Genomic DNA, 25,987 nt, shown 5'->3' on the forward strand with positions numbered 1-25,987 from the left:
AATTCACTTTTTAGCATAGATTCATTGAAAAATAATCAAAAAGCGATAGGTTTTTTAAAAAAATGTGTGAATGGTAGGTGATTTCAGATAGCTAACTCATATAAGTCTGCATATCTTTTTATTAATAATTTTATAAATCGCTTTAGGTATACTTCATTCAGGAAAGTATTGGACCAGTCCTCATATCGCTGGCACTGAATGCCCAGGTAGAAGAAATACATACTTATACCGAAGGCCGGGATCAATGCCTTTTCCTCTTCTGAGATGGGGGTAATGGAAGAATAACCGTCCAGGAAAGCAGCTACCTTTTCTTTGCACACCTCCATATTTTCTCTTTCTGTACTATGTACCTGCAGGATGTAATAGGCCAGATCATAACAGAGCATGCCATTGCCACAAAAGTCAAAGTCGAAAATGGTAAACCCATCGTTAGTAATATTCATGTTGTCAAACCATAGGTCCATGTGCACGGCACCATTTCTCACGCTGGAGTGATCGATGGTGGCGTATAGCTTTAATAAGTAGTCCTGCGCCTGCTGCATCCATTGCATTTCTTCTGTCTCCAATGGGAGATAACCTTTCAGTCTTTCAAATGAATCGACTACCATGACAGAGGGAGTATAGTCTACTCTATCCAGTTTGAAATTTTCGGTTACCTGGTGAAGACGTGCTATTGCAACACCCATTTTGTAATGTAGGGCTGTCGGGTACTGTAAAAGCTTTTCTCCATGGGCATAGGAAAACAGCACGCCATACCGCAACCCTTCCGGCGCATGCAGTAGCTGTACATAGTCGTTGTCAAAATCTGCAATAGGATAGGAGACCGGCATAGCATGTGTGCGCAATAGATTTAACAAACGTATCTCTTCTGCAATATCCTTTTTCGTACGCCAGTTGATGCAATATATCCTAAAGATGTACTTATTGTCACCATCGGTCACGAGATAACTGTGATTTACGCCAGCTTTCAGCAATCTGCAGGTCGTATCACGACTCAAATTATACTTCACCTGAAATAAAGGGACCAGGTATTGGGCCGACAAAATAGAACTAACTACTGGAAAATGTGTCATGGTATGAATGGGTTTAAACGGGGCCAGCAAAAGTATATAAAAATCACGTATTTTAGCGCCCTACACAAAACAATAACATGACTTCCAAAATACCGGTAACCATCATTACGGGGTTCTTAGGCTCCGGAAAAACTACATTGATCCGCAACCTGATTCAGAACGCCAATGGTCGTCGACTTGCAGTAATTGTCAATGAATTTGGTGAAATGGGCATCGACGGAGACCTTATCAAATCCTGCTGCTCCAATGAAGAAGACGTACTTGAACTGAACAACGGTTGCCTGTGTTGTACCGTGCAGGAAGAGTTCCTGCCAGTGATGCTGCAATTGATGGATAGAAAAGATACGATCGATCATATCATCATCGAAACTTCAGGTCTTGCACTGCCCAAACCGCTGCTGCATGCATTTAACTGGCCTGACCTGAAATCACAGATCACTGTAGATGCAGTTGTCACTGTGGTAGACCTGGTAGGTCAGGCGACCGGCGAAATCTGTGACCGTGAACGTGTACAGGCACAGCGTGAGGCCGATGACTCCCTGGATCATGAAACACCGATCGAAGAACTTTTCGAAGACCAGCTCTCCTGTGCTGACCTCGTTGTATTAACTAAGAAAGATCTGCTGGAAGGATTACAGTTTGATGAAGTAACAGGTATTATAAGCAGCAAACTTCGTCCGAATGTGAAGATGGTGACTGCCAACAATGGCGACCTGTCTGCCGACGTACTGTTAGGCGTGCAGGCTGCTGCAGAAAACGACCTGGAAAGCCGTCACTCTCATCACGAGGAAGATCATGCCAATGGCCTGGATCACCATCACGATGATGATATCGACTCGATCGTGGTAACTGTAACTGCACCGCATACCCCGGAATCACTGGTAGCTGCGCTGAAAGAAATGGTGGCAGAGCATGAGATCTACCGAATCAAAGGGTTTATCGATATTCCCAATAAGCCTATGCGCATGGTATTGCAGGGCGTATCTCACCGTTTTGATCATTATTTTGATCGTAAATGGAAGGAGGGCGAAGTCCGCAAAACCAGTCTGGTATTCATCGGCGATGAACTGATGGAAAAAGACCTGTCCGCACTGTTACACGAAAAGTTAAACTAATATGCACCTGATCCCAACAATCCCCGGTGGGTGGAATCCCAACGGGGATGGGGTCTTCCACATACAGCAATCAATAGGAGACGTCGTATTCCTCTCTGCTGCCGATACGGAGATCCATTCACTGAGCAATGCTTATAGGGAGTTACACCAAACCCACACACAGCTCCCGTCCCTGCGAATTGCCAACCTGGTATACCTGAAGCAGGAACTGACCATCGATAAATATGTAGAGGAGGTGATCAGCCATGCAAAGCTGGTGATCTGTCGCCTGTTAGGTGGCAGGAATTACTACCCGTATTTGTTTGAAGCTATCAGCATTGCCTGTGAACAGCAAAGTATTCCCGTACTCTTCCTGCCGGGTTATGACGCGCCGGATGTAGAATTGCTGAATAGTTCCACTGTGGATGTGAAGATTGCTGATACCTTATGGAAATACTGTTGTGCCGGTGGAAAGCATAACCTGAAGAATGGGTTGGCTTATATATTTCATCATTGCTTTAATAAAGATTTACAATTCGCACCTCCTCAAAAAATTGCGGATCTGTTTTTATTTCATCCGGAGAAGGGAATGATCCCGCCGGGGGATTATATAGCAGATGTAGCCATCCTTGTTTACCAAACGCATTATCTGGCGGATAATCTGGCGCCGGTGTATTATTTAATAAAGGCGTTGGCGGTTAAAGGGCTGAAGCCTGTGATTGCTTTTGTGAGCAATCTTCGTGATCAGCATAGTTTACAGGAACTTGAATCTTTATTGAAAGGAAAGGTAAAAGTGTTGATCAACACGACCAGCTTTTCAATTAAATCTTTGGATAAGGATGAAAGTTTCTTATTTGATAATCTTGATGTACCTGTTATACAGGGCATCTTTGCTGCCTGTACAAAAGAGGTATGGGAGCAGAATCTATTTGGTCTGACACCAGTAGATGTGGCGATGAATATTGCATTGCCGGAGATAGATGGTCGCATTATTACGACGGCTATTTCTTTTAAATCTTCTATGGGCAAGGACGTGTTGACGGATTCAGATATTCTGCAATATAGTACGCATGAGGAAGGGTGTGATTTTGTGGTGGCTTTTGCAAATAATTGGATACAGCTTGGTAAGAAGGAACAAAAAGATAAACATATTGCCCTTATTATGCCGAACTATCCAAATAAGGATAGTCGTTTGGCAAATGGGGTAGGATTAGATACACCTGCGAGTATTGTGGAGATCCTGCATGCGTTGAAAACAGCAGGGTATGATACGGGAGATTATATTCCTGCTAACAGCGGGGAGTTGATCGGGCTGATCACGCATTATGTTACGAATGATACGGATACTACGCTTTATCGTCCTTATCAGATTAGTATAGACAAGGATCGGTTTCAGGAATATTTTGAGCAGTTATCACCATTGCTTAAAGAGAAGATCCTTCAGCAATGGGGGCCTTCACAGGAAGAGGATTTTATTATTCCCGGGTGTTTGTTGGGGAATGTCTTCGTGAGTATTCAGCCTGCGCGCGGTTATAATCAGGATGAGAAGGCTATTTACCACTCGCCTGATTTACCGCCTACTTATAGATACCTTGCTTATTACTGTTGGGTGAATGAGGTGTTCAAAGCAGATGCTTTGATTCATTGTGGTAAGCATGGAAACCTGGAATGGTTGCCGGGAAAGAGTGTGGCATTGAGCAAGGAGAGTTGTTTCCCGGCTGTATTGTTAAGTCCTGTTCCGCATTTCTATCCGTTCATAGTGAATGATCCGGGGGAAGGAACGCAGGCAAAGCGCAGGACACATGCTATTATTATAGATCACCTGATTCCGCCCATGACGAGAGCGGAGAATTATGGTACGTTGACTAAGCTGGAACATTTGATTGATGAATATTATGAAGCGTTTAGTGTGGATCCGAAGCGTACGGCGGTGATTCGTGCGCAGATCACACAGTTGGTGAAGGAGGCGGATCTGGAAACAGATCTGCAGGCAGCGGTTTCTGATATGGATACGTTGTTGTTGAAGCTGGATGGGTATTTGTGTGAATTGAAAGAGGCGCAGATCCGGGATGGATTGCATATTTTGGGGAAGGCACCAGTGGATGAGCAGCTGATTGATTTGCTGATAGCATTGCATAGGGTGCCTGTGGCGGGGCAGAAGGGGATTACGCAGGTGCCGGCTGAGGAGATGGGGTTAGGATTTGATCCTTTGGGAGGGGATTATGAGATGGCTTTTAAAAGTGAGCATTTGTTGTTTAGGGGGTGTAGGAACAGGGGGGATGCAGTGGAGGTGTTGGAGGGGGTTGTGAAAGAGATGCTGAAGGGTATGGGGATGTTGGATGGGGAAGGTCTTTTGAAAGGTGAGAGGATGCTGAGTGGTCATCATATCCTGCAAGGCGAAGACTTCCATCTTCCAGCGACCAAAGCTTATTGTCACAATATCCTTACTCATACTTTACCAAAGATTCAACGTACTACGGAGGAAATCACCAACCTCTTACACGGTTTAGACGCTGGTTATGTTCCCAGTGGTAGCTCCGGCGCACCTACACGTGGTCGTATGGATGTATTGCCAACAGGAAGAAATTTCTATTCTGTAGATGTCCGGGCTATACCCACACAGGCCGCTTACACACTGGGGGTAAAAAGCGCGAACCTTATCATCAGTCGTTATATGCAGGAGCAGGGGGATTATCCTGAATCTATAGGGCTTTCTGTATGGGGTACCAGTACCATGCGTACAGGTGGAGATGACATTGCACAGGCACTGGCTCTTATGGGGGTACAACCCGTATGGCAGGCGGCTAACAGGCGGGTGTCTGATTTTGAGATCATTCCGCTTATTCAATTGAGAAGGCCACGTATCGATGTCATGCTACGTATTTCAGGGTTTTTCAGGGATGCATTTCCGGATGTGATCTCATTGTTGAATGCAGTGGTAGAAAAGGTGGCTTTACTGGATGAACCGTTGGAACAGAATCCTATCCGCAAACGCTATCTCGCTGAAAAGCAGGAATGGCTCAATAAGGGATTGGATGAAACCAAGGCACATAAAAGATCTCTTTTCAGGGTTTTTGGTTCGAAGCCAGGTGCTTATGGCGCAGGGTTGCAGGCAGTGATAGATGAAAAGAACTGGCAGACGAGGGAAGACCTTGCTAAAATTTATATCAATTGGAGTGGGTATGCTTATGGTGCTGACCGCACAGGTGAATCTGCGCATGAGGTATTTGAAAAGCGTTTATCTGATCTGCAAATCGTGATGCATAATCAGGATAACAGGGAGCATGATATTCTCGATTCGGATGATTATTACCAGTTCCAGGGAGGCTTAGCAAATGCGGTGGAAACTATCAAAGGAGAGCAACCTTCTATTTATTTTGGAGACCATGCACGTCCGGATTCGCCGCGTATAAAGAGTTTAAAAGAAGAGTTGCTGAAAGTATATCGTTCAAGGGTGGTGAATCCGAAGTGGATTGCTGGTGTGAAGCGACATGGTTATAAGGGGGCATTTGAGATGGCAGCTACTATGGATTATCTCTTTGCTTATGATGCGACGACTAATATGGTAGATGATTTTATGTATGAAGGGATTACCCAGGAATACCTGTTCAATGAAGAGAATCGTCAGTTCATCGAACAGGCAAATCCGTGGGCTTTGAAGGATATGACAGAACGTATGTTGGAAGCTATTCAACGGGGAATGTGGCAGGCGCCAAAACCGGAGACGCTGGAAAAGCTGCAAAGTATATTTGTGGATATGGAGTAGATCATTACTGCCTTGTACAGCTCCGCATTTGTGACGTCAGGGCATAAATCATTATGCCTTGTACAGCTTTACTTTTGTGACGTCAGGGCGTAGAGCATTACAGGCTTGTACATCTTTGCTTTAGCGAGATGAAGGCAACAATCATTCCGGCTGTTTCTTTCTTTTGTAAAGAAACAGCTGCCATTTTTCCTCAGCTACCCCTGTCTTGTCCATCTCTGCTCTTGCGAGAATGAAGAACAGATCAGATAGTCTGTTTACATACGCGGGTATATAATCTTCAATGGTATCTACTTTCATCAGCGATACCAGTCGTCTTTCGCCTCTTCTCAATTGTGTTCTTACTACATGGCACAAAGCAGAAATCTCATTGCCACCTGGTAGTAAGAAGTAATCAGATTTTGATGTCATGGCAGCTTCCAGTTCATCAATCCATTCTTCACAAAAGGCTGCACCGTCTTCCGGCTTTGGATTCGGGTTTTCCTTTTTACAGTCAGATGGACGGGCCAGATGCGACATCATGTTCATCATGTCTTTCTGGATCTTATGTAAGCGGGGTTGCCATTCGTGTTCTGGTCCCAGTTTGGCTCTTAACAGGCCGATGGTAGAATTTACTTCATCCAGTGTACCATAGCTTTCTACTCTTACATCGTCTTTATCTACACGGCTTCCGCCGAATAAGGCGGTTGTACCCCGGTCTCCTTTTTTTGTATAGATCTTCATAATAAGTTGAATGTATAGATTCCTCCGTAATTAATTTTTTCTGACATGATTTTGTTCAGTGGCCGGGCTTCCAGCAGATGTCGTGCTGCACGGATTACGCCTGCATGGGTTACAATAACGATGCGATCCGCGAAGGGAATTGTTTTTAAAAAAGCATCTAGTCTTGCTACCAGTTGTTGTAATGATTCACCTCCCGGAGGGCCTGAAGTTATGTAATTAGCTCCCCAGTGATCCATCAATTTACGATCAATTTCATCCCATTTTATTCCTTCCCATTCACCAAAATTCAATTCCATCAGTCGTTCATCCGAGACAAAGTTTGCTGAAAGGGTTTGAGCTAATAACTGACATCTTTGTAAAGGACTGGTATATATTTTGTCGAAACGACCCAGGCCAGTGATGATCTCATTATGCAGTGTTTCATATCCTGCCGGCAAAGGTACATCCAGCTGCCCATAACAAATTCCAGCTTCAATCGCTGGCTGTACATGTCTTACAAAGCATAATTCCATATTGCAAGTAAACACAGGTAAAAAATAAGCTCATTCAATTGTTGAGTAGCACCCAGGCAATCACCTGTATACCCATCTATCCACTTCTGGAAATACCATCCTAAATATAATGTCATCGTAGCACAAGGTATTACACTGATCCATGCAGCTTCCACACCGAGTATAGCCAGTGGTACGAATCCGATAACCGTAGCAAATACCAAAGCGCCGATACTGACCGGGGTGATCACGGCACCTACTTTACTAGTTCCATCCAGGCGGGCATACTCCAAAAAACGCATCAGAAACAACGGTGTTACCCTGCTGATTGTATGCCCACATACATAGATCAAAAAGAACTGATCTGGCAGCAACGTCCCTAGCTTCGCGAGTACGAATATTTTTAATCCAATACTACATACCAGCGCCATCACACCATAAGCTCCTGTTCGGGGATCCTTCATAATCTCCAGGATCTTTTCTTTTGTCCAGCCACCTCCGAAGCCATCAGCCACATCTGCCAGTCCGTCTTCATGAAAGCCACCTGTCATCAGTAGCGTGGCTACAATCGAGAGTACAGCTGCTACATACGGATCTTTGAATAGCAAATGCCCCAGATAATATGCAGTGGCGCCAGTTGCACCTACCAGTATTCCTATCAGTGGCAAATACCTGGCGGCACTTTGTAGCCCGACAGTGATGTTATGTCCCGCCGGCAGACGGGTGAAAAACATTAAAGCGGCCCTGAAGTACAGGATCTCCCTTTTGATCATGTTAGTCTTTATTTGTTACACCCGCAGATGCAAAGCTGGCCATTTCATTCAGGAATGCTACGGCTGACTGTACCAGAGGATATGCTACAGCTGCACCGGTGCCTTCACCCAAACGCATACCCAGTTGCAATAACGGATCTGCTTTTAAATAAGTTAATAATTGCTGATGTCCCTGTTCGTTTGATTGATGTGCAAATACACAATAATCCAATATTGCAGGATGTAATGCAGCTGCTACCAGCAAGGCGGCTGTTGTAATAAAGCCATCTATCAGAACAACCATTTTCAATTCAGCGGCTTTCAGCATGGCACCGCAGATCATGGCTACTTCGAAGCCACCAAAGGTTCTTAATATTTCCAGCGGAGATTTGTCAGCCGGTGTTTGTGTACGCAGAGCTTCGCCCAGGATTGTTTTCTTCTTTTCTAATCCTTTATCATCCAGACCTGTACCTCTGCCTATGCATTGTTCCAGTGGCAGGTTACATAAAAGACTCATCAGCAATGCTGCAGCAGAAGTATTGCCGATGCCCATTTCTCCAAATCCGATTACATTACAACCTTCCGCATGTAATTGCGCAACCAGTGATGCCGCACGGCTAATCGCGGTGTTACATTCTTCTACACTCATGGCAGGTGCATGGAGATAGCTTTGTGTACCTGGTGCTACTTTTAAGTCAATCAGGGCAGGATGGGGGGGAAATGTATAATTCACACCGGCATCAACTACTTTGATGGCGATCTGGTGCTGGCGGGCAAATACATTGATACCTGCTCCGCCCTGCAGGAAGTTGTATACCATCTGCCAGGTTACTTCCTGGGGATATGGGCTTACGCCTTCTTTTGCAATGCCATGGTCACCTGCGAATACAACGATGGTAGGTTTTGTTAATGTTGGCGAGAGGGTGTTTTGAATTTTCCCTATCTGTAAGGCGAGTTTTTCAAGTTTGCCTAAGGAGCCTAATGGTTTGGTTTTTAAATTGATCTTTTCGGTGAGGGCAGCGTCAAGGCTGCGGTCAAGTGGTGTAATGTTAAATTCGGTCATGTCTGATTAATTATAATGGGTAGTTCTGATATTGTCAGGGTTGCCTTGGCAGTTTTATTACTAAGGTGGTGGTTCTGATATTATCAGGTTTTCCTTGTCTGTTCTGTTATTGAGGTGGTAGTTCTGATATTATCAGGGTTGGCTTGACAGTTTTGTTACTGTGAAGGTGGTTCTGATATTATCAGGGTTGCCAGTTTTATTTAACTGTAATAGGTAGTCCTGATACCATCAGAGTTGCCTTATCCGCTTTTTGTGCGATATATTGATTCATCCATCCCTGCAGGTCAACGAACTTCCTGCCGATTTCAGTCTCTGCGTGAACGCCCATACCGATTTCGTTGGATATGATGATGAGATTAAATTCCTGTGCAGCAAATAGGTCAAATTCTGCTTTGGCCTCTCTTAGTGCGATGTCTATGTTATAATGTGCATCGGTGAAGAAGTTGGTCAGCCACAGGGTGACGCAGTCAAAAACCACGGTTCTGTTGGGCAGTGATAGTTTACTTACTTCTTTTTCTTCTTCTATATTTTCCCATTGATGATCCCGTTCCTGTTTATGCAGCTCAATCCTTGCCTGGTGTTCTGTATCCCAGATGCGGCTGGTGGCCAGGTAAACAGGGTTTGGGGACAGCTGCGAGGCAGTCTGCATAGCAAATTTTGTTTTGCCGGACCTTTGTCCGCCAGAAATGTAATGGATCATCTGTTATAAGTTTAAGTAAGTAGTACTGATACCTTTTGCCAGTTCATGCATTCTGCCAGTTTGAAAATGGACCACTTCTTATAAGTTTAAGTAAGTAGCACCGATACCTTTTGCCAGTTCAGCAGCCTTACCCAGTTTCACAAAACCGCTTTCAATATTGACAACAGTGGTTGCCGATAAAGTCCGGAGGTGTTGTTTGAAATACAGGGCCGATTCCTGCAAACTTCCGCCGGTATTGATCTTTCCATCTGTGAAGATGTAAAGTTGTGTCTTATCGGATGTTTTCATTTGTTGTATTAGTTGTAACCCTGCTTTCAGATTGGTTTTGCCGCCTGACCGTAATTGGGCGATACTTTCGATAAAACTGGTCGTGTCTGTTGTATAATGTGATACCAGTTGTGCATCGCCCTGTGTAAGGGCTACTGCGCCATATCGCAGCCGTTTGTGTTGATGCTGCGCAATGGTTTGAGCAATGACTCCTTTGATATAAGCGATCTGCCTGTCTTTGATCATGGAGCCGCTGCTGTCAATCAAAAATAGCAAGGACAGGGCGGCTTTGGAAGCTTTACGCTGGTATATTATTTCAGGTTGGCCAGTGAGTAAGTAATTTTTCACTGTGCCTAGCAGATCGCGTGTTCGATGATCATTGCCGATGACCGGAGTGGACATTACAGGCATTGGCAGGCCTCTTTTACGGCCTTTCGGACCGCTTTTGAGGTTCAACCTCTTTTCAGTGCCAGCTGCCTGTAAAAGGTAATTATTTAAATCGTTCTGACCTTTTTCGGCTCACCCTCCTTATCGCCCGAAGGCTTACTTTCGCGGGAAGAGCTTTGAGAGGGCGGTGTTTGACGTGAACGATGGGAGAGGACAAAGTTTTGTACTACACGCACATCATCTTCTCTTATTGTATTTTGTCCATGAAACGCGGCATGTGCCCTGGCTGCTTTCATCAATAATATATCTGCACGCATCCCTTCCACCTGGTGCTGGATACAAAGGTCAGTTACTACATCATAGATCTTTGTTGGAATCGCAACAGCGGGTAAAAAATTCTGAGCGGCTACGATCTGCGCTTCAAGCATCTTTTCATGTTCACAATATTCTTTAACAAACTTTGCTGCGTCTGTATCAAAAGCTACCCTGCGTTGTACAATTTCCATGCGCAATGCTTTATCTGTAGGTGTACTGATATGTACACTCAGTCCAAACCGATCTAACAACTGTGGACGAAGATTCCCTTCTTCCGGGTTCATGGTGCCTACCAGGCAAAAGCGGCTTTCCATCCACTGAGAGATGGTATCTCTTTCCAGATAATAGCCACCGCTTGCCGCAGCATCCAGTAATACATCCATGAGATAATCACTCAGGAGGTTCACTTCGTCTATATAGAGTATTCCATGATGTGCTGCTGCCAGCAAACCGGGTTGTATTTCCAGCCGCTTTTCGTTCAGGAGTACATCCAGTTTTACGGTGCCCAGTACACGATCTTCTGTTGCACCTATTGGCAGGTTTACAAAAGGAACATCCTGCAGGAGATGGCTTAGCCCTCTTACAGTGGTGGTTTTACCAGTGCCTTTGTCACCCAGTGCGAGTACGCCTCCCAATCCGGGATCGATCATACACAGTGTCAGCGCCAGTTTAAAATCTTCCTGTCCGCAGATAGCAGTAAAAGGATACGTGATCATACAAAACAATTATATACCCATACACAGCCTACTCCAATCGAGAAGAGGCCGACGATCGCGTTCATTGATTTGAACGCCACCTGATTTCTTTCAATAAAACGGGATACGGAAAATGCCAGTACACAACTATATGTGGTCATGGCAATAACGATTCCCAAACTTTGCAATACGATGATCCACATGGCCGTACCTGCATCTTTTGATGCCAGGATGAGGGCGATGGCACAGGCGCCACCCGTACCTGCAAGGCCATGTAGCATGCCTACCCAAAAGCTACGGCTCAGGGGATTCATGGCGATCTCCTTCCCTTGTTTACCATGAATATGCAGGGCATTGTTCAGGTGGTCGTGTTCTGCAAATTCCTTGTGGGTAGCCATCAGTTTCTTTAACTGGTGGTTGCGGCGGATGGCGGAAATTCCCAGCCATATCATGACGGGGCCTACCGCCATTTCTGCATAGCCGGATATATTTACGGGCAAAGCCGATTTCAGTAATAAAGCAAAAAAGCTGAAGAGGATCAAAGAAACCGAGTGTCCTAATGCCCATTGGGAAGATCGCCAGATGAGTTTGCGGAGACTTAGTTTGTTGTTCGCTTTTTCAGATGCTAATACTGAAACGGCGGCCATATGGTCCGGTTCAAAAGAATGTTGTACTCCTAATAAAATAGAATCTGTTAATAAAAATCCAATCATATTATATTATCATTCGCATCAATCAATAGTATTTCCAAACCTCGCTAGCAGCTAATTATATTGTCATTCGCATCAATCAATAATATTTCCAGTCTTACGGCAGGGATGATCGCTTTACATACCGCATAGCAGTGTTCTGCCAATGCTTTGTAGAAAGGTTCTTCCGCATTAAAAGGAAACAATTCTGTTAGTCTCCGTGCCAGGTTCAGATCCAGAATAGGCTGACATTGTTCCGGAGGATACCCGCACCCCATAGCCAATTCATTTATGAATTGTTTATCCCAGCTGGATTTACCACTATGTGTGTCTAGCTCTCCCTGTGCCAGTTTACAGGCCTTACCAAGCATAATCCCCATCTTCACTTTCCGAAGGGGCGTGGTTTTTATTTTATTCAATGTTTCACCAATCCAGTTACCATATTGCACAAAGGCAAACTCAGGCAGATGCGCGAAGCGCTTTCTTAATATATTTTCAGAGCGACCTCCTGAATTGATCACTACGGTATCGCAACCATTGGCAATTGATACATCGATGCCCTGGGTAATACTGGCGATATAAGCGGAGGCACTGAATGGTTTTACAATTCCCGTGGTACCTAATATAGATATACCGCCAATAATACCGATACGTGCATTCAACGTCTTCTTTGCGATCTCTTCTCCATTCACCACGAATACCTGTATGTCAACGCCTTGTGTGAGCTGGTACTGATGCCGGATAAAATTCACGGCATCCTGCATCATTTTTCTTGGAACGGGATTGATCGCAGGCTCGCCAACACCGATGGCCAGACCGGGTAATGTGACTACACCTACACCTTCGCCTCTTAGAAAAACGATATCGTCACCTGTATTTAATGAAACCCTGCTTCCGATGGTAGCTCCATGTGTTGCATCCGGATCATCGCCACCGTCTTTGATCGTGGTGCAGGTTGCATTCAGGTTGTTAAAAGAACAGGTTACTTTGAATAATACCTTTTGACCCAGTGGCAATGTGATCTCAATTTCTTCAACAGGTGTCTGAGTCAACAGCGCTGTAAGGGCTGCCTTGGTACAGGCAGTCGCACAGGCGCCGGTGGTATATCCTGTTCTTAGAGACATGCTCCATAGACTTTTAAATGATCCAATAAATCATCCTCATTTACGGATATAAAGCCTGCCGGCATAACAGGTCTGGAAATGATAAAAATGGGAATATTAGCTGCCAGTGCTTCATTGATCTTGACAGATAATAAACCTGATTCTCCACTTTCTTTTGTCAGTATACCTGTAATATTGTGAAAAGCAATCAGTGCCGCTTCATTGCCCGGCATTTCCATGATCAGGTTTTCTTTCGGAAAACCTGCTGCCAAGGCCTGTTCCAGTGAACTATTCCTTGGCAGGATCCTGAAGAGTGTTTCATTATGCTGCCAATATCTGTATAGTTGACTGATTGTCTGTACACCTGTCAATGCTAATAGTTTTTTTACAGGATGTATGGACAGGTAGTCCATTGCTGCATTATAACTATCAAAATAATGCACCAGCGGATGTACTGTACGCGCCGGATATTCTCTTTCAAAGCGTAGAACAGGCAAGCCTGCTTCCGCAATTGTCTGGTGTAATACAGTTGCAAACGGATGACTGGCATGTACTATTACCCGTACACTTTGTTCTTTACAGAAAGCCTGTAATGCAGCAGGGGTGAGCGCGCCATGCCTGTATGTACCATAGGTCTGCGATGGTATTTCGAGTTCCGATTTGGTGGAATAGCAATAGGGTAAGCCTGCCTGTTCCAGCAGGGCCATCGTTTTTCTTCCTTCTGTCGTTCCACCAAATACAAGTATCATGATTATACTTTTAATGTTTTACCTGTTCTGAATGTGTGTTTCCATTCAGGACTATATAAATGTGACCTGTTTTTTCTTGCACCAATTGCATCACCAACAATGACCAGGGTAGTGAGGGTCAGTTTATTATCCCTGATAATCTGGGCAAGATCTTTTAACTGACCGGTAAATACTGCTTCGTCTTTCCATGTTACTCTGTACAAAACTGCCACCGGTGTTTCAGGTGCGTAATGTTCCAGTAGTTGTGCCTGTACTGATTTAGCAATAGTCGCACTCAGGAAGATACACATGGTCGCTTTATGCTTTGCCATCTCATTCAGTTTCTCATTTTCCGGTAATGGGGTTTTGCCGGCACCGCGTGTTAAGATGATGCTTTGCACGACTTCCGGGATGGTAAACTCAGATTTCAGATAAGCTGCTGCCGCCTGGAACGAGGAGATACCCGGTACGATGGAGTAGTCCATGCCTTTCTCATCAAAGATGGTCATCTGCTCCTGTATCGCGCCATATATGGAAGGATCGCCGGATTGTAAACGTACGATCAGATGTCCTTTCGCATAATGTGTTTCCATGAGACTGATTTGATCTTCCAGCGTCATGCTAGCGGAGTTACGTACCACTGCGCCTGTTTTCGCATAATGGGTGAGTTCTTCCGGAACCAGGCTACCTGCATATAAGATCAGGTCCGCAGTCTCTAATAACTGTTTTCCTTTGATACTGATCAATTCAGCATCTCCCGGTCCTGCACCTACGATCACCACCTCTGCTTTGCGCACTGCACTTTTATCAATGGCAATAGCCAGTGTATGTTTTTTGCCGGAGGCTACTGTTATCTTTTGCTTTTCGAGAAATAAACCGGTATTACCGGAGAGCAACATGGCAGCAGCTTCAGATACACTGTGCACGCCTAATTTAGACAGAACTACTTCAGATGCATTTGGAACTACCTGTGTATTTAATTCATCCGCAGTAAAGGTGATAAAGGGTACACTTAATGTTTGTGCTAAGGCGATGAAAGCAGTTTCGTCTCCTTTGATATCAATAGAGCCGATTGCTTTTAAAGCGGATAAAGCCAGTCCCTGTATCTGAAACTGCTCATGGAGTGAAGCTTCCAGCAGGTCAGTTTCAATATCTCTTGAACATCCCATACCTATATTCAATACGGGGACATGGTAGTGAAATACCGGAATGGGGGCCTCATAGTTTTTATAAGTTACCGCAATCAGTAATTCATATTTCGAAAAGTCGATCTCCTCAAAAGCGTAATAAATATCGGCAAAGGCCGGCTTTGTTCTTTCCAGATACTGTGTGCCTTTATCTTTAATATCTAATAAAACTGCTGTGGGTTTGTTATTGACAAATAAAGCAATCAATGCATTATTTGGAGTTGCTTTCCAATTAAACTGCGCGGCCAATGTATCCAGTGCCCATAACTGTTGCAGGTCACTACTGGTCGTGATCACGGCCTGTCCTGCCGTAGCAAGTGCGAGTTTCGTGGCTAATGCATTTGCGCCACCTTCATGCCCGGATACTACTGCCTGCACATAATACCCATGGTCGTCCATATTGATGATTGCAGGGTCTGTATGTTTGTTCTGTAAATAGGGTGCAATACTTCTTACACAAATACCTAATGCGCCAATGAATACCAGGGTGTCGAAGTTGTCGTAATTGGTCTGTAAGAAATCTGCAATAGCAGGGATGGAGGTTACCTGCTCATGTGTGCGCGTACTTACCACTACAGCATGAGGAAATTCCTGTCTGATGCGCAAGCCTAATTCCACGCCTCTGTCTGTACTGGCTATGATCGCTGTTTTGTTCATGTTTATATTTTTTCTGCCGTGAGGACAGTAATCGGATTATGATCGTCAATTGTAATATCTACAGGGGGATGCAGGTGATAGCCTAAGGTCGTTATAGCCTGCGTAAATTGCTCCCTGCTGTCGGGTTTGACCGCATTCATGACAATGCGGGCGCCTTTTTGTATATGCAAATGCAAGCGATGGATTAAAGTGTCTAACCTATTTCCATGGCCTCCAATAAATATCGCATCGGGTAGGGGATAGACAGATAAGTCCTGCTCGAAAATATCACCCATCACCTTTATGATTCCAGGTACTCCAAATTTGCAGGCATTTATATCCAGCAATGCATCACATTCTTCTCTCTTTTCAAAAGCGACTACCTGTAAATGAGGGAAATTATTCTTTGCTTCAATGGCTACTGAGCCGGTACAAAAACCGATATCCCATAATACACTTCGCTGAAACAAATCCAGTTGGGTCAAACTCAATAGCCTTATCGGCATCTTGGTGATCATGTTTGGCCTGTTCGGTAGTCCTTCGAATAATGCATCTGGTATGCCTGAATATTTTTTGCGTGGCGTAGATTGTATTAATAATACACAATTCAAGGTGTGAAATAAACTGTTTGTGGCTTCTGATAATGAGTGTCTTGTGATTTTTTCCTCCACACCTTCCAACCCTTCACCTATTATCATTGTGTAGTTGTTATACCCAAATGATAAAAGTCTTTTTGCTATAGCACCAGGTGTTTTTACTCCATCTGTCAATACTCCGATCAGCTTTTCTCTTTTGATCAGTGCTGTATCCAATTCATCCCATCCACGCCCGTGAACAGATGTGTTATACATTCCGGCATAAGCGATATTGCATTTCTGACATAATAACTGTAGGCTGTTAAAATAAGGATAGACCTTCATAGCTGCCAGTGGATCATACTTCCGGATGCTATTTGCAAATCCATAAAATAAAGGATCGCCTGAAGCAAAGATCACTATAGTGCCATCCAGCTGGCGAAACTGTTGTATCAAGCCGGGAACGTCACCTGTAATATTGATCCATTCATATTTCTCAGGCAGGTATTGCTGTATCCGTTCATGGTGTCGTTTGCCTCCCGAAAAATACCGGTGTTGTGGTAATAGGGTCTGCACTTCATCTGGTAAGGTGAAGTGTGCTTGATCTGAAATACCTATGACCACGTATTTATTCATAAGAGAATGCTGCATTTACGATACTTGCTGCCACATTACTACCTCCCTTGCGACCTTTTATTATCACATAAGGTATATGCTTCATCGCCTGCAATTTCAATTTTGACTCCACCACATTCACAAAACCTACCGGTGCACCAATGATGCCTGCAGGTTTAAAGCCCGCATTTCCCAAATGATCACATAACTCAAACAAAGCCGTCGGTGCATTTCCTACTACAAACAATGCCTCCGGGTGCTTCTCTATCGCCAGCCGCATCCCGGCCTGGCTTCTTGTCAAACCTTTCTGTGCCGCGAGTTCAAGTACGCCTTCTGCATTTAAATAACAATGTACCTGAGACTGATATTTCTCCAGAAAAGAACGGGTAATACCAGATTGCACCATTGTCACATCCGTTACAATTGTACCGCCTTGTTGCAGGTATTCCTGCCAGCGGTCAATGGCATTATCGTTAGAATGATATAAATCTTCATATTCGAAATCAGCCGTTGTGTGTATACAACGCATTACCGCCCACTTATCGGCAGGTGATAAATCAGTACGTTGCATTTGTGCGGCGATCTGTCTGAAACTTTCGTCCTGGATCTCCTGTCCGCTCTGTGGCTTTCTATCTAAATAACCACGTGGCGTAACTAAGAAGTTTTTGAACTGGTATGTCTGGGAATTACCCACCATCACCAGCGAGAACATATCTACAGCTGCTACAGGTAGTTCTTTTAGTGTGGTAATGAGGATGTTTTCTTCCGGGCGTGTTACCTGGCGTATAATTGCCACAGGTGTATCCGGCGAACGATGTTCTAAAAAGATCTCTTTAAAGCGTTCCAGTTGCCAGAAGCGTTTTTTGCTTCTTGGATTATATAATGAGGTGACGAAGTCACCAAAGGCCGCAGCTTTGATACGTTGCTCTATGGTGGTCCATGGTGTCATTAAATCTGATAGGGAAATGCAGCAGAAATCATGGCCCAGTGGCGCGCCTAGTTTACCTGCAGCGGCTATGAATGCACTGATACCCGGAATAGTCTGTAATGCAATCTCTTTTTCCGGGTGTTTGCCTGCGTACTGGTATACCAGCGATGCCATAGCATAAATCCCTGCATCACCAGAGCTGATCACGACTATATGCTTACCGGGGGCACAGCTATCTACTGCCAGTACTGCACGTGCTTCTTCTTCAGTGAGGTCTTTGCCAATACATTCGCAGGTGGGTTTTAGTAAATGACTGATGAACTGGAAATAGTAACTATATCCAATCACGATATCTGCATCTGATAATACCTGTTGTGCGACTGGCAAAATGTAATCAGCGCCGCCGGGACCTATGCCCACTACACTTAATCTCATAATTTCTTTAGAATAATCAGCGAAAAATAGGGCAGTTCTCTCTCTTTAATAGCCTGTATATCTGTTGTGATAAACTGATCCGGTGTACCCAGTCTTTCGCAATACATCATCCGCAATGCCCTGTTGTGCATCACCGGCAACAATGTTTTGATCACACTCCGCACTTTAATCAGTACTACTGTATCAAAAGAATCTAATAAATGATCCAATTGTTTAGCATCCTGCATGCGTGGCAAAATGGCTATCTTCTCATTCAGTACACCTAATGGAAATTGGTGAACTGCCGCTCCATTCAGGAAAGAAGGTACTCCTGCAATGATCTCCACATCCAACTTATATTGCTGAATATGCTCCATCAGGTAAGCAAATGTGCTGTAAAAGGAAATATCCCCTTCGCTGACAAACGCTGCCTGTAATCCCATCTGGTAGTCCTCCCACATCTGCAGGAACGTATTTGCATATGTGCCTGCTACCTCGCTTCTGTCGTTACTCATTTTCAGGAACATGCCCCTGAATTTGCTCTCATCCAGTTGATGATATTGCAATATTCCCAGTGAGTAACTGATGGTACTGCCATCCTCGAGCAAAGAGCCCGGATAATAAATTCTATCTACCTGCTGCAACACCTGCAGGCCCTTAACGGTTATCAATAAAGGATCGCCGGGGCCAAGAGATACACCATAAATTTTACCTTGTTTTGCCATAACTCAGATCCCCAATATCTTTTTAAATTTGCTGATCACCTTATTCCCCGATTCAATCTTCTCATCCTCTTCAAACAAGATCCCTTTCACAGCCAGATGGTGCCCCACCTGCTCTTTGCCCACCTCCTCCTCAAATCCAATTATCTGAGTTCTATACTTACAAAGCTGGCAATTCATCTCTGGTCTTCCAACTTCTACCTCTCTGATCCGTTCATCGATCGTCTCTAATAATAGGTCATCACATTCGAAACCGGAAGTATATAGTATTGTTTTATCAGTCTGTGCTTTGTATTCGTCCAGCTGCGTATATATCTTTTTCAATAACACGCCTGTAAACAAAAATACCGGCACCGAGATGATCCTCTTATAGGGCAAGAGATTCACCAGGGGCAAGGCTTCCTGCAGCAAAGGCTTTGTCACTCCGATATAGGCCGTCGTTGCAAAGCCAAATCCCATTCCTTCCCACAGCATCCGGGTCATTTTCGCCACATCAGCATTGGCATCCGGATCGGAAGTTCCTCTGCCAACTACAAGCAGACAGGTATCAGAAAGATCTCCCGTACCACCTGCTTCCCGTATAAGTTTCTGTGCGAGTTTTAAAATAGACGGCGTAATGCCTATATGCCTGCCTAGCCGTATCGTCAATCCTTCATACTGGCTTTGCAGGGTATTCATCTCATAAGGAATATCATTCTTGGCATGCGCGCCGGCAAAGAGAATAGCCGGAATTGCCAGGATTTCGCGCACTCCTGCCAGATACATGCGTTCTACCGCCGCTGCATATACGGGATGTGAAAATTCCAGGAAGCCATAATCGACCATATAGTCCGGGTATCGCTCTTTAAGCAAAGCGACCAGCTCTTTAAATCCCCGTACTCCTTCCGGGTCCCTGCTGCCATGTCCGCATATTAATATCCCTTTCATAATAATGCCAGTGGGTTAGGATGTTTGAATGTATAACGCAGGCGGTGCTTGATCTTATCAGAATTGATAATCTTAAAACACAATGGTTTGCCTTCGGCAAAGGTAGGAACTTCCAGCCCTGCTTTTTCAGCTGCCAATGTATAGTAAACTTTGCGGGTCGGGTGTTCATCGGCAGCAGCATGAAAAATATCTCCCCAAACCTCCTGTTCAATGAGCGCACTGATCAGTCCTAAGCAATCGTCCTGGTGGATCACATTGATAGGGGCATCTCCGTTTTCCACATCTTTTTTGCCCGCCAGGAAGCGCGCCGGCATACGGTCGTACCCGATCAAACCTCCTAATCTAAGTATAGTAGTGGTAAATTTCGTTTGTGAAAGGAGCAGGTTCTCTGCCTGCAACAGGGCTTGTCCGCTACCTTTGGTCGGGGGTACTATGTCCTTTTCCGTAATTTCCCTGTTCAGGTCAGGGTATACGGAGGTGGAGCTGATAAGCAGCACGTGTTTGACAGGGCTTACCTCAATTGCCTGAATCAGTAGGGCAATCTGGGCAGGGTGATAAGTGGCAATATCCGGTCTGCGACCGGGTGGGAAATTGATGATCAGGATATCGCTATCCAGGAATGCCTGCAGGTCATTACAGTCAATGGCCTGGTCGGTGATGGTGACCTGGTAGGGGAGTACCCCTTTTTCAGACAGTGTTTCCAGCTTTTCTTCACTGGTCACAGACCCCTTAACCTGGTATCCCTGCTGAACAAAAAGTTCGGCTAATGGTAAGCCGAGCCAGCCACAGCCTAAGATGCTGATGGATCTGTTCTTTGTATACTCATTCTGTTCCATTGTCTGATTTACTGAATTTGTGCCTCAAATATAAATCAGCATACAATGAAATGATGATACTTACGAAAATTATTCCCACAATATTGTTCTGTGTGTCGCTCAATTCCAGGGAAGTATTCCATGTACTGAGTATTTTATAGATGGGAATTGCGAAACACATGATTGTGATCAGTACATTTAATTTGAACCGGTGGTTTTGGATCTTCTTCTGGTCGAAGGTCTTGAGTAGTTTGCTGAGCAACATGGAATCGCAGGTGCCTGTGAGGATTAATCCCAGGGAGAACACTACGCCACCCAGGATTGCGTAGATCCATTGGTTTGATACTGCTACAGCATAACCAAAGGCTGCAATCTGCGAAGAGGTATCGAAGATGAACCCGAAGATGATGCCTGTGAGTATTACTGTGAACGGATTCAGGCTTTTGTTGAATGCATTCGGGATTAATTTCTGTCGGATACCGGCCATTTGTACCTGACCTCTCTTCAAATAGATAAGGTTAGAAATACCCATAAAGAACAGCATCAGCGAGGCAGTCCATTCAACCACGATATCCAGCAATGGTGGGATATTGAAATTGTTCTTCAGTATACAAAGGAATAATGCAATGGCGGTGACCATAATGCCATGTCCAAATGTAAAGAGGGTACCTACCCATTTGCTCCATGTACTTTTGTGCATGTGGAGGCGGTAAGTATAACCATCGATCACTGTAATGTGGTCCGGGTCAAGTCCGTGGCGAAGGCCAAGGACAGCCAATACGATAAATCCTGAAATATCGGTTCCCATAATTTAAAAATATACGCGCAAACTTCCTTTTATAAACAAGGGTATGCCTGGTGTGATGTGAAAATCATAAACAGGTTCCGCCTCACCTTTCAATCCTGATTCGTCGTAAAACTATGCCTCAGCCTATTGTGTATTGAACAGGTTCTCTGTGTATGAGTCCGGGCATGGATCAATGTGTATTCTCCGGGAGCAAGGTAGGCAAGGGTATATTCACCATTTTCGTTGGTGACGATGCTGTGGTTTATTCTGCTTTCGCTGCGCTAAACGTTACAGGCTGTAACACCAAGGCATCTGGTTCCGGGAAGCAAAGTTGTGGTTTCAGTAAAGTGTTTTGTAAGAGATGCTGAGTCGCAATATCACGTGCAATCTCAGGGTTTACGCCACCATACCAGGCACCTTCGGGGTGAATGAATATAATTGGTCCGCTGGTACATTGACCCATACATTTAGTGCGAACAGTATGAATTTCATCATCCATGCCATGTTTGGTGAGGTGTGCCCTCAAAGCTAAAGTGTTTTCGTCTGCACCGCCTTTAGCACAGGTTCCACCATTGCAAATAAAAACCATCTTCTGAACCTTGGTCAGATCTTTAATAGCCATACCTTTTAAAACATTTAATGCAGTTAATTACCCGTTAACGATTAAACAAGCAGACAGGAGAAAAAGCGGCAAGAGCAAACGCAGTGTATGTTGTTTGCAATCCCTGTACTTTTTTCCCGAAAGCATTGGATAAGTAGTTATAGTTTTTGGCAGGTCTTCTGACTTGTTCCACTTTTAACGCCTTCCCGTTCCGGTAGGAACAGTGGCTTTGCAGATGTTAAAAGCGATTGATGGAACTTACAGCAGCGGGAACTGTTCTGGATTTACACCAGATTCCCTTTTAATTTTATCCGCCTGGGAGGCGTATAAAAACCATAAACCGGGGTAAAAGTAGTAAATAAAATTAACTTTCCGGCAGTTAAGGACAATAAACCCACCTTATGAAGTATAACTATATGGATAGTGAAGGGAAGAGTGAGCTGGCGGACGATTTAGATTCGTTAGGGGAGGGGATAAAAACTGGTCTTTGATACCAGGTTTCAGAGTTCCGCTTTTATTGTTATGAATAGAATGCTTTAAATAATATTATCAGCACCACCATCAGGAAAGTTACTGATTGATTTATAAACATCACTTTTCGTAATTCTTCATGTTGAATTTCCCGTTGGTGCTCACCGATATAAGGCTTCTCTACCACCACGCCATGATACACATTCGGCCCGCCGAACCTGCAATTCATAATCCCAGCCAGCGCCGCCTCCGGGTAACCTGAATTGGGACTGGCGTGCTTGTGACCGTATTTAAATATATACTGCCATCCCCGTTTACTGAAGGAGACCAGCACCATCAAAAACGCCGTCACCCTTGCGGGTATATAGTTTGCCACATCATCCAGTCTGGCGGCAAACCGGCCAAAATATAAATAGCGCTCGCTTTTATACCCAATCATAGAGTCCAGCGTATTGATCATCTTGTACAGCATCATAGCAGGTACACCACCTACTGCATAAAAGAGCAGGGGGGCAATCACTCCGTCACTAAGGTTCTCTGACAAGGTCTCCAATACCGCTATCCGGATCTGGTTCTCCTGCAGCTTTGAAGTATCCCTGCCTACGATCCAGGCAAGGCGTTTTCTGCCTGCTTCCAGCCCCTGGTGGCATAAGGCGTCATAAACGGCTGCGCCCTCCTGTAAAAGGCTCTTATTGGCCAAACCGTAAAAAACAAAAATACTGTTGAAAATATACCTCGCCCAGAGCGGCAGTATTTCCTGCATGGAATAGAAGAAAGCATACACCCCGAGGCACAATACCACGGTTAATACAGCTCCTTTTAGAATACGTCTGGATCCATTATTGAGTCTCTTTTCACCAAATGCGATCAGATTGCCAAACAACCGCACCGGATGCGGCAACCACCCTGGATCGCCCAGGAGCAAATCCAACACATACCCCACCACCAAAGGAATCCATATTATTTTTCCATCCATGCATTGATACCTTTAATCAATAGAGCATTTTTTTCGGGCGTCTGTGTCGCCACCCTGAAATGTTTCGGACTGAGACTTTTGAAATTGCTGGCATCCCTGATGAGTAAGCTATGCTCTTCTACCAGATATGCCTTTAGATCAGCAGCAGTACCATTTATTAACTCACATAAAAAGAAGTTCGTCTGAGTAGGCATGACTTTCACATGAATACTCAATGCCGCCATTAAGTTAGCCGTATCCTGCAATAAATCTACTGCATTAAATGTCAGTTGTTCTTTATGCGCCACAATATACAAGCCCGCTTCAATGGCCAGTGCATTCACTGACCAGGGCATTTTTGAGACTGTTATTTTAGCGATCGTATCAGTGCTACTTAATAAATACCCTAGCCTCAAACCCGGTATTGCATAAGTTTTGGTGAGTGATTTGATGATAATTAAATTCGGTAAGTCATCCAGTGAGTTAACCAGCGATTTTCTTTCATGGGTAAAGTCTACATATGCTTCATCGATCACAAACGTGATTGTAGTATTGTTTAGCAGCAATGCCTGTAGAAAGTCAACTGATAACAAAGCCCCGGTAGGATTATTAGGATTACCTAAAAATACCAGCTCTGTCGCAAATGTAGTATCCTGTTTTAGAGAAGACCATTCAAGATGCGATACTGAAATATCATTCACCCTGCAGGCATCTTCATACTCTGCAAATGCAGGAATGACAACCGTTGCCGATTGGCCTCTCCATGCATGGGCTACCAGATAAAAAGCTTCAGTTGCGCCATTTGTGGCTAAGACTTGTGACGGCGTAATCTCATGCCATTGTGCCAATGCTTCCTGCAAACTTTGTGCGTTTGCTTCCGGATAATTTTTTAATCTGAAAAGTTGTGTGCTCAGGTGATGTACCAAACCAATGGAAAGTCCTTTGTAATACACGTTAGAACTAAAATCAGCAAGAATTTCCCGGGAATACAGATACCTGTCATCTCCATGACCTAATATCATTGTTCACTTTTTAATTGACTGTAAATGTAGGCAATATCGACATGTTCGCGCAGATGTTGTGCCAGTTTATCGTACTGCTCATGTTTATAATTGTTGTAATCAAAGGGGGCGGCAGCTTCCAGCCTGAAAGGGGAAAGCAGGTCGTCCACGACTACAGGGTTATCCAAAATGCCATGGATATAGGTGCCCCAGCAGCGGTCGTTCAATATATACCCATCACCGTGGCCATGGGGCATCGTATTCAATGGGGTGTTGCTTGAGGTAATCCCCATATGAATCTCATATCCTTCACAGATAGCGGCACTATTTTTATATTGAAAGGTGCATTGTTGTGTGGTCTTTACTTCAGTAAGTACTGTTGTTACTGGTAGCAACCCCAGCCCGGGCATATAAGAAACAGTACCTTCCACACCTACAGGATCTTCCACACTATGCCCCATCATCTGGTAACCACCACAGATACCAATCACAGTCTTGCCGTCTTTGAATGCCTGTGTGATGGCTGTTGCCACACCATTATTTTTGATATCCACCAGGTCTGCAATGGTATTTTTACTACCGGGTATAATCACAATGTCTGCCTGTGCAATTTCAGCCGCGTTATTGCTATAATACAGGTGTACGCGCTCATCTTTTTCGAGTACGGTAAAGTCTGTGAAGTTGGACAAACGGTTTAGTAAAACTACTACTACATTGACTTTGCCACTACCTGCCTGTTGTTGCTTACGAGCCAGTGCCACAGAGTCTTCTTCCTCTACGTAGATATCCCTTCGATAAGGGATGATACCAACTACAGGAACACCACACAGCTCTTCCAGCAAGGTTTTTCCGGTTTCAAAAAGACGGGCATCGCCACGGAATTTATTGACGATGATGCCTTTCAGCAATGCTTTTTCTTCAGGAGGTAAAAGTGCGATTGTGCCATATACACTCCCAAAGATGCCGCCTTTGTCAATGTCTGCAACGAGGTATACATCTGCCCTTGCATGCAGTGCCATCCGCATATTTGTAATATCCCTGTGTTTCAGGTTTAGTTCACTGATACTACCTGCACCTTCCATTACTACAGGGCTATACTGGGCCAGCAACCTGTCAAAGGCTGCTTTGGCAGCATTCAACAATTCCTGTTTATTATTCCCCATGAAGTAATCATAGGCCGACTGGCTCCCCACAGGTTTACCCATCAATACAACCTGCGAGGTCTTGTCATTCGTAGGTTTCAGCAATACAGGGTTCATATCTGCACTACAGGGCAGCCCACAGGCTTCTGCCTGTACTGCTTGCGCTCGGCCTATTTCAAGTCCGTCAGGAGTAACGAAGCTGTTGAGTGACATGTTCTGTGCCTTAAACGGAGCTGGTTGGTAACCATCCTGTTTGAAGATGCGGCAGAAACCGGTATTTATAAAGCTTTTCCCGACGTCTGAAGCGGTACCTACAAACATGATGGGTTTTAATTGCTGCATAGCGTTGGGCGTATAGATAATTTTAC

General features: G+C 44.6%; 24 protein-coding genes and 1 riboswitch. Of the genes, 2 read left to right on the forward strand and 22 right to left on the reverse strand.

Annotation, left to right across the window (positions count from 1 at the left end):
* Positions 1-83 precede the first annotated feature (83 nt).
* Positions 84-1,073 (reverse strand): phosphotransferase, encoded by a 990-nt coding sequence (locus BW716_RS22870; RefSeq protein WP_083726367.1) that lies wholly within the window; start codon positions 1,071-1,073, stop codon positions 84-86.
* Between the two features lie 77 nt (positions 1,074-1,150).
* Here BW716_RS22870 and cobW point away from each other — a divergent pair, with 77 nt between their 5' ends.
* On the forward strand, positions 1,151-2,188 hold the full coding sequence (cobW, locus tag BW716_RS22875) for a cobalamin biosynthesis protein CobW (protein WP_083726369.1): 1,038 nt from the start codon (positions 1,151-1,153) through the stop codon (positions 2,186-2,188).
* A gap of 1 nt (position 2,189) precedes the next feature.
* Positions 2,190-5,933: a cobaltochelatase subunit CobN gene (gene cobN, locus BW716_RS22880; protein WP_083726371.1), complete on the forward strand. Its 3,744-nt coding sequence runs from the start codon at positions 2,190-2,192 to the stop codon at positions 5,931-5,933.
* 141 nt (positions 5,934-6,074) lie between these two features.
* Here the strand turns inward: cobN and BW716_RS22885 are convergent, their stop codons facing one another.
* The 21 genes from BW716_RS22885 to BW716_RS22985 form a co-directional block, all read right to left on the reverse strand.
* Positions 6,075-6,653 carry a cob(I)yrinic acid a,c-diamide adenosyltransferase gene (locus tag BW716_RS22885; protein ID WP_083726373.1) on the reverse strand — a complete coding sequence of 193 codons (579 nt, stop codon included), beginning with the start codon at positions 6,651-6,653 and terminating at the stop codon, positions 6,075-6,077.
* Positions 6,650-7,165, reverse strand: coding sequence for a histidine phosphatase family protein (locus BW716_RS22890; RefSeq protein WP_083726375.1), 516 nt, complete (start codon positions 7,163-7,165; stop codon positions 6,650-6,652). The genes BW716_RS22885 and BW716_RS22890 overlap by 4 nt, the downstream gene beginning before the upstream one ends.
* Positions 7,147-7,917 (reverse strand): adenosylcobinamide-GDP ribazoletransferase, encoded by a 771-nt coding sequence (cobS, locus tag BW716_RS22895; protein ID WP_083726377.1) that lies wholly within the window; start codon positions 7,915-7,917, stop codon positions 7,147-7,149. Before cobS ends, BW716_RS22890 begins: the two co-directional genes overlap by 19 nt.
* 1 nt (position 7,918) lies before the next feature.
* Positions 7,919-8,959 (reverse strand): nicotinate-nucleotide--dimethylbenzimidazole phosphoribosyltransferase, encoded by a 1,041-nt coding sequence (cobT, locus tag BW716_RS22900; RefSeq protein WP_083726379.1) that lies wholly within the window; start codon positions 8,957-8,959, stop codon positions 7,919-7,921.
* A 196-nt stretch (positions 8,960-9,155) separates the two neighbouring features.
* Entirely contained in the window at positions 9,156-9,659 is a 504-nt protein-coding gene (locus tag BW716_RS22905; RefSeq protein ID WP_083726381.1) for a bifunctional adenosylcobinamide kinase/adenosylcobinamide-phosphate guanylyltransferase, read from the reverse strand.
* Between the two features lie 78 nt (positions 9,660-9,737).
* Entirely contained in the window at positions 9,738-10,337 is a 600-nt protein-coding gene (locus BW716_RS22910; protein WP_143708981.1) for a VWA domain-containing protein, read from the reverse strand.
* Positions 10,338-10,420: 83 nt separating this feature from the next.
* On the reverse strand, positions 10,421-11,344 hold the full coding sequence (locus BW716_RS22915; RefSeq protein ID WP_083726385.1) for an ATP-binding protein: 924 nt from the start codon (positions 11,342-11,344) through the stop codon (positions 10,421-10,423).
* Entirely contained in the window at positions 11,341-11,970 is a 630-nt protein-coding gene (locus tag BW716_RS22920; protein ID WP_235643930.1) for a hypothetical protein, read from the reverse strand. The genes BW716_RS22915 and BW716_RS22920 overlap by 4 nt, the downstream gene beginning before the upstream one ends.
* Positions 11,971-12,080: 110 nt before the next feature.
* The gene (locus tag BW716_RS22925; RefSeq protein WP_083726389.1) at positions 12,081-13,136 is read right to left on the reverse strand and encodes a cobalt-precorrin-5B (C(1))-methyltransferase; all 1,056 of its coding nucleotides are present in this window, start codon (positions 13,134-13,136) and stop codon (positions 12,081-12,083) included.
* Complete coding sequence (locus BW716_RS22930; RefSeq protein ID WP_083726391.1) at positions 13,127-13,864, reverse strand: precorrin-6A/cobalt-precorrin-6A reductase; 738 nt, start codon at positions 13,862-13,864, stop codon at positions 13,127-13,129. The genes BW716_RS22925 and BW716_RS22930 overlap by 10 nt, the downstream gene beginning before the upstream one ends.
* Positions 13,865-13,866: 2 nt before the next feature.
* On the reverse strand, positions 13,867-15,687 hold the full coding sequence (gene cobM / locus BW716_RS22935; protein ID WP_083726393.1) for a precorrin-4 C(11)-methyltransferase: 1,821 nt from the start codon (positions 15,685-15,687) through the stop codon (positions 13,867-13,869).
* Positions 15,688-15,689: 2 nt separating this feature from the next.
* Positions 15,690-16,877: a precorrin-6y C5,15-methyltransferase (decarboxylating) subunit CbiE gene (cbiE, locus tag BW716_RS22940; RefSeq protein ID WP_083726395.1), complete on the reverse strand. Its 1,188-nt coding sequence runs from the start codon at positions 16,875-16,877 to the stop codon at positions 15,690-15,692.
* Positions 16,870-18,219 carry a precorrin-3B C(17)-methyltransferase gene (cobJ, locus tag BW716_RS22945; protein ID WP_083726397.1) on the reverse strand — a complete coding sequence of 450 codons (1,350 nt, stop codon included), beginning with the start codon at positions 18,217-18,219 and terminating at the stop codon, positions 16,870-16,872. Before cobJ ends, cbiE begins: the two co-directional genes overlap by 8 nt.
* Complete coding sequence (gene cobI, locus BW716_RS22950; RefSeq protein WP_083726399.1) at positions 18,216-18,923, reverse strand: precorrin-2 C(20)-methyltransferase; 708 nt, start codon at positions 18,921-18,923, stop codon at positions 18,216-18,218. The genes cobJ and cobI overlap by 4 nt, the downstream gene beginning before the upstream one ends.
* A gap of 3 nt (positions 18,924-18,926) precedes the next feature.
* Entirely contained in the window at positions 18,927-19,847 is a 921-nt protein-coding gene (locus BW716_RS22955; protein WP_083726401.1) for a sirohydrochlorin chelatase, read from the reverse strand.
* Positions 19,844-20,683: an SDR family oxidoreductase gene (locus BW716_RS22960; RefSeq protein WP_083726403.1), complete on the reverse strand. Its 840-nt coding sequence runs from the start codon at positions 20,681-20,683 to the stop codon at positions 19,844-19,846. The genes BW716_RS22955 and BW716_RS22960 overlap by 4 nt, the downstream gene beginning before the upstream one ends.
* Positions 20,670-21,470: an NAD+ synthetase gene (locus tag BW716_RS22965; RefSeq protein WP_083726405.1), complete on the reverse strand. Its 801-nt coding sequence runs from the start codon at positions 21,468-21,470 to the stop codon at positions 20,670-20,672. Before BW716_RS22965 ends, BW716_RS22960 begins: the two co-directional genes overlap by 14 nt.
* A gap of 241 nt (positions 21,471-21,711) precedes the next feature.
* Complete coding sequence (locus BW716_RS22970) at positions 21,712-22,071, reverse strand: ferredoxin (protein ID WP_083726407.1); 360 nt, start codon at positions 22,069-22,071, stop codon at positions 21,712-21,714.
* 130 nt (positions 22,072-22,201) lie between these two features.
* Positions 22,202-22,403: riboswitch (cobalamin riboswitch) on the reverse strand.
* A 167-nt stretch (positions 22,404-22,570) separates the two neighbouring features.
* A complete protein-coding gene (gene cbiB / locus BW716_RS22975; RefSeq protein WP_083726409.1) occupies positions 22,571-23,497 on the reverse strand; it encodes an adenosylcobinamide-phosphate synthase CbiB in 927 nt (308 codons plus the stop codon).
* Positions 23,482-24,498, reverse strand: a complete 1,017-nt coding sequence (locus BW716_RS22980; RefSeq protein ID WP_083726411.1) for an aminotransferase class I/II-fold pyridoxal phosphate-dependent enzyme — start codon at positions 24,496-24,498, stop codon at positions 23,482-23,484. The genes cbiB and BW716_RS22980 overlap by 16 nt, the downstream gene beginning before the upstream one ends.
* Positions 24,495-25,961 (reverse strand): cobyric acid synthase, encoded by a 1,467-nt coding sequence (locus tag BW716_RS22985; RefSeq protein WP_179091235.1) that lies wholly within the window; start codon positions 25,959-25,961, stop codon positions 24,495-24,497. Before BW716_RS22985 ends, BW716_RS22980 begins: the two co-directional genes overlap by 4 nt.
* Positions 25,962-25,987: the final 26 nt, after the last annotated feature.

Source organism: [Flexibacter] sp. ATCC 35208, from assembly GCF_001975825.1.
Taxonomy (GTDB): domain Bacteria; phylum Bacteroidota; class Bacteroidia; order Chitinophagales; family Chitinophagaceae; genus Chitinophaga.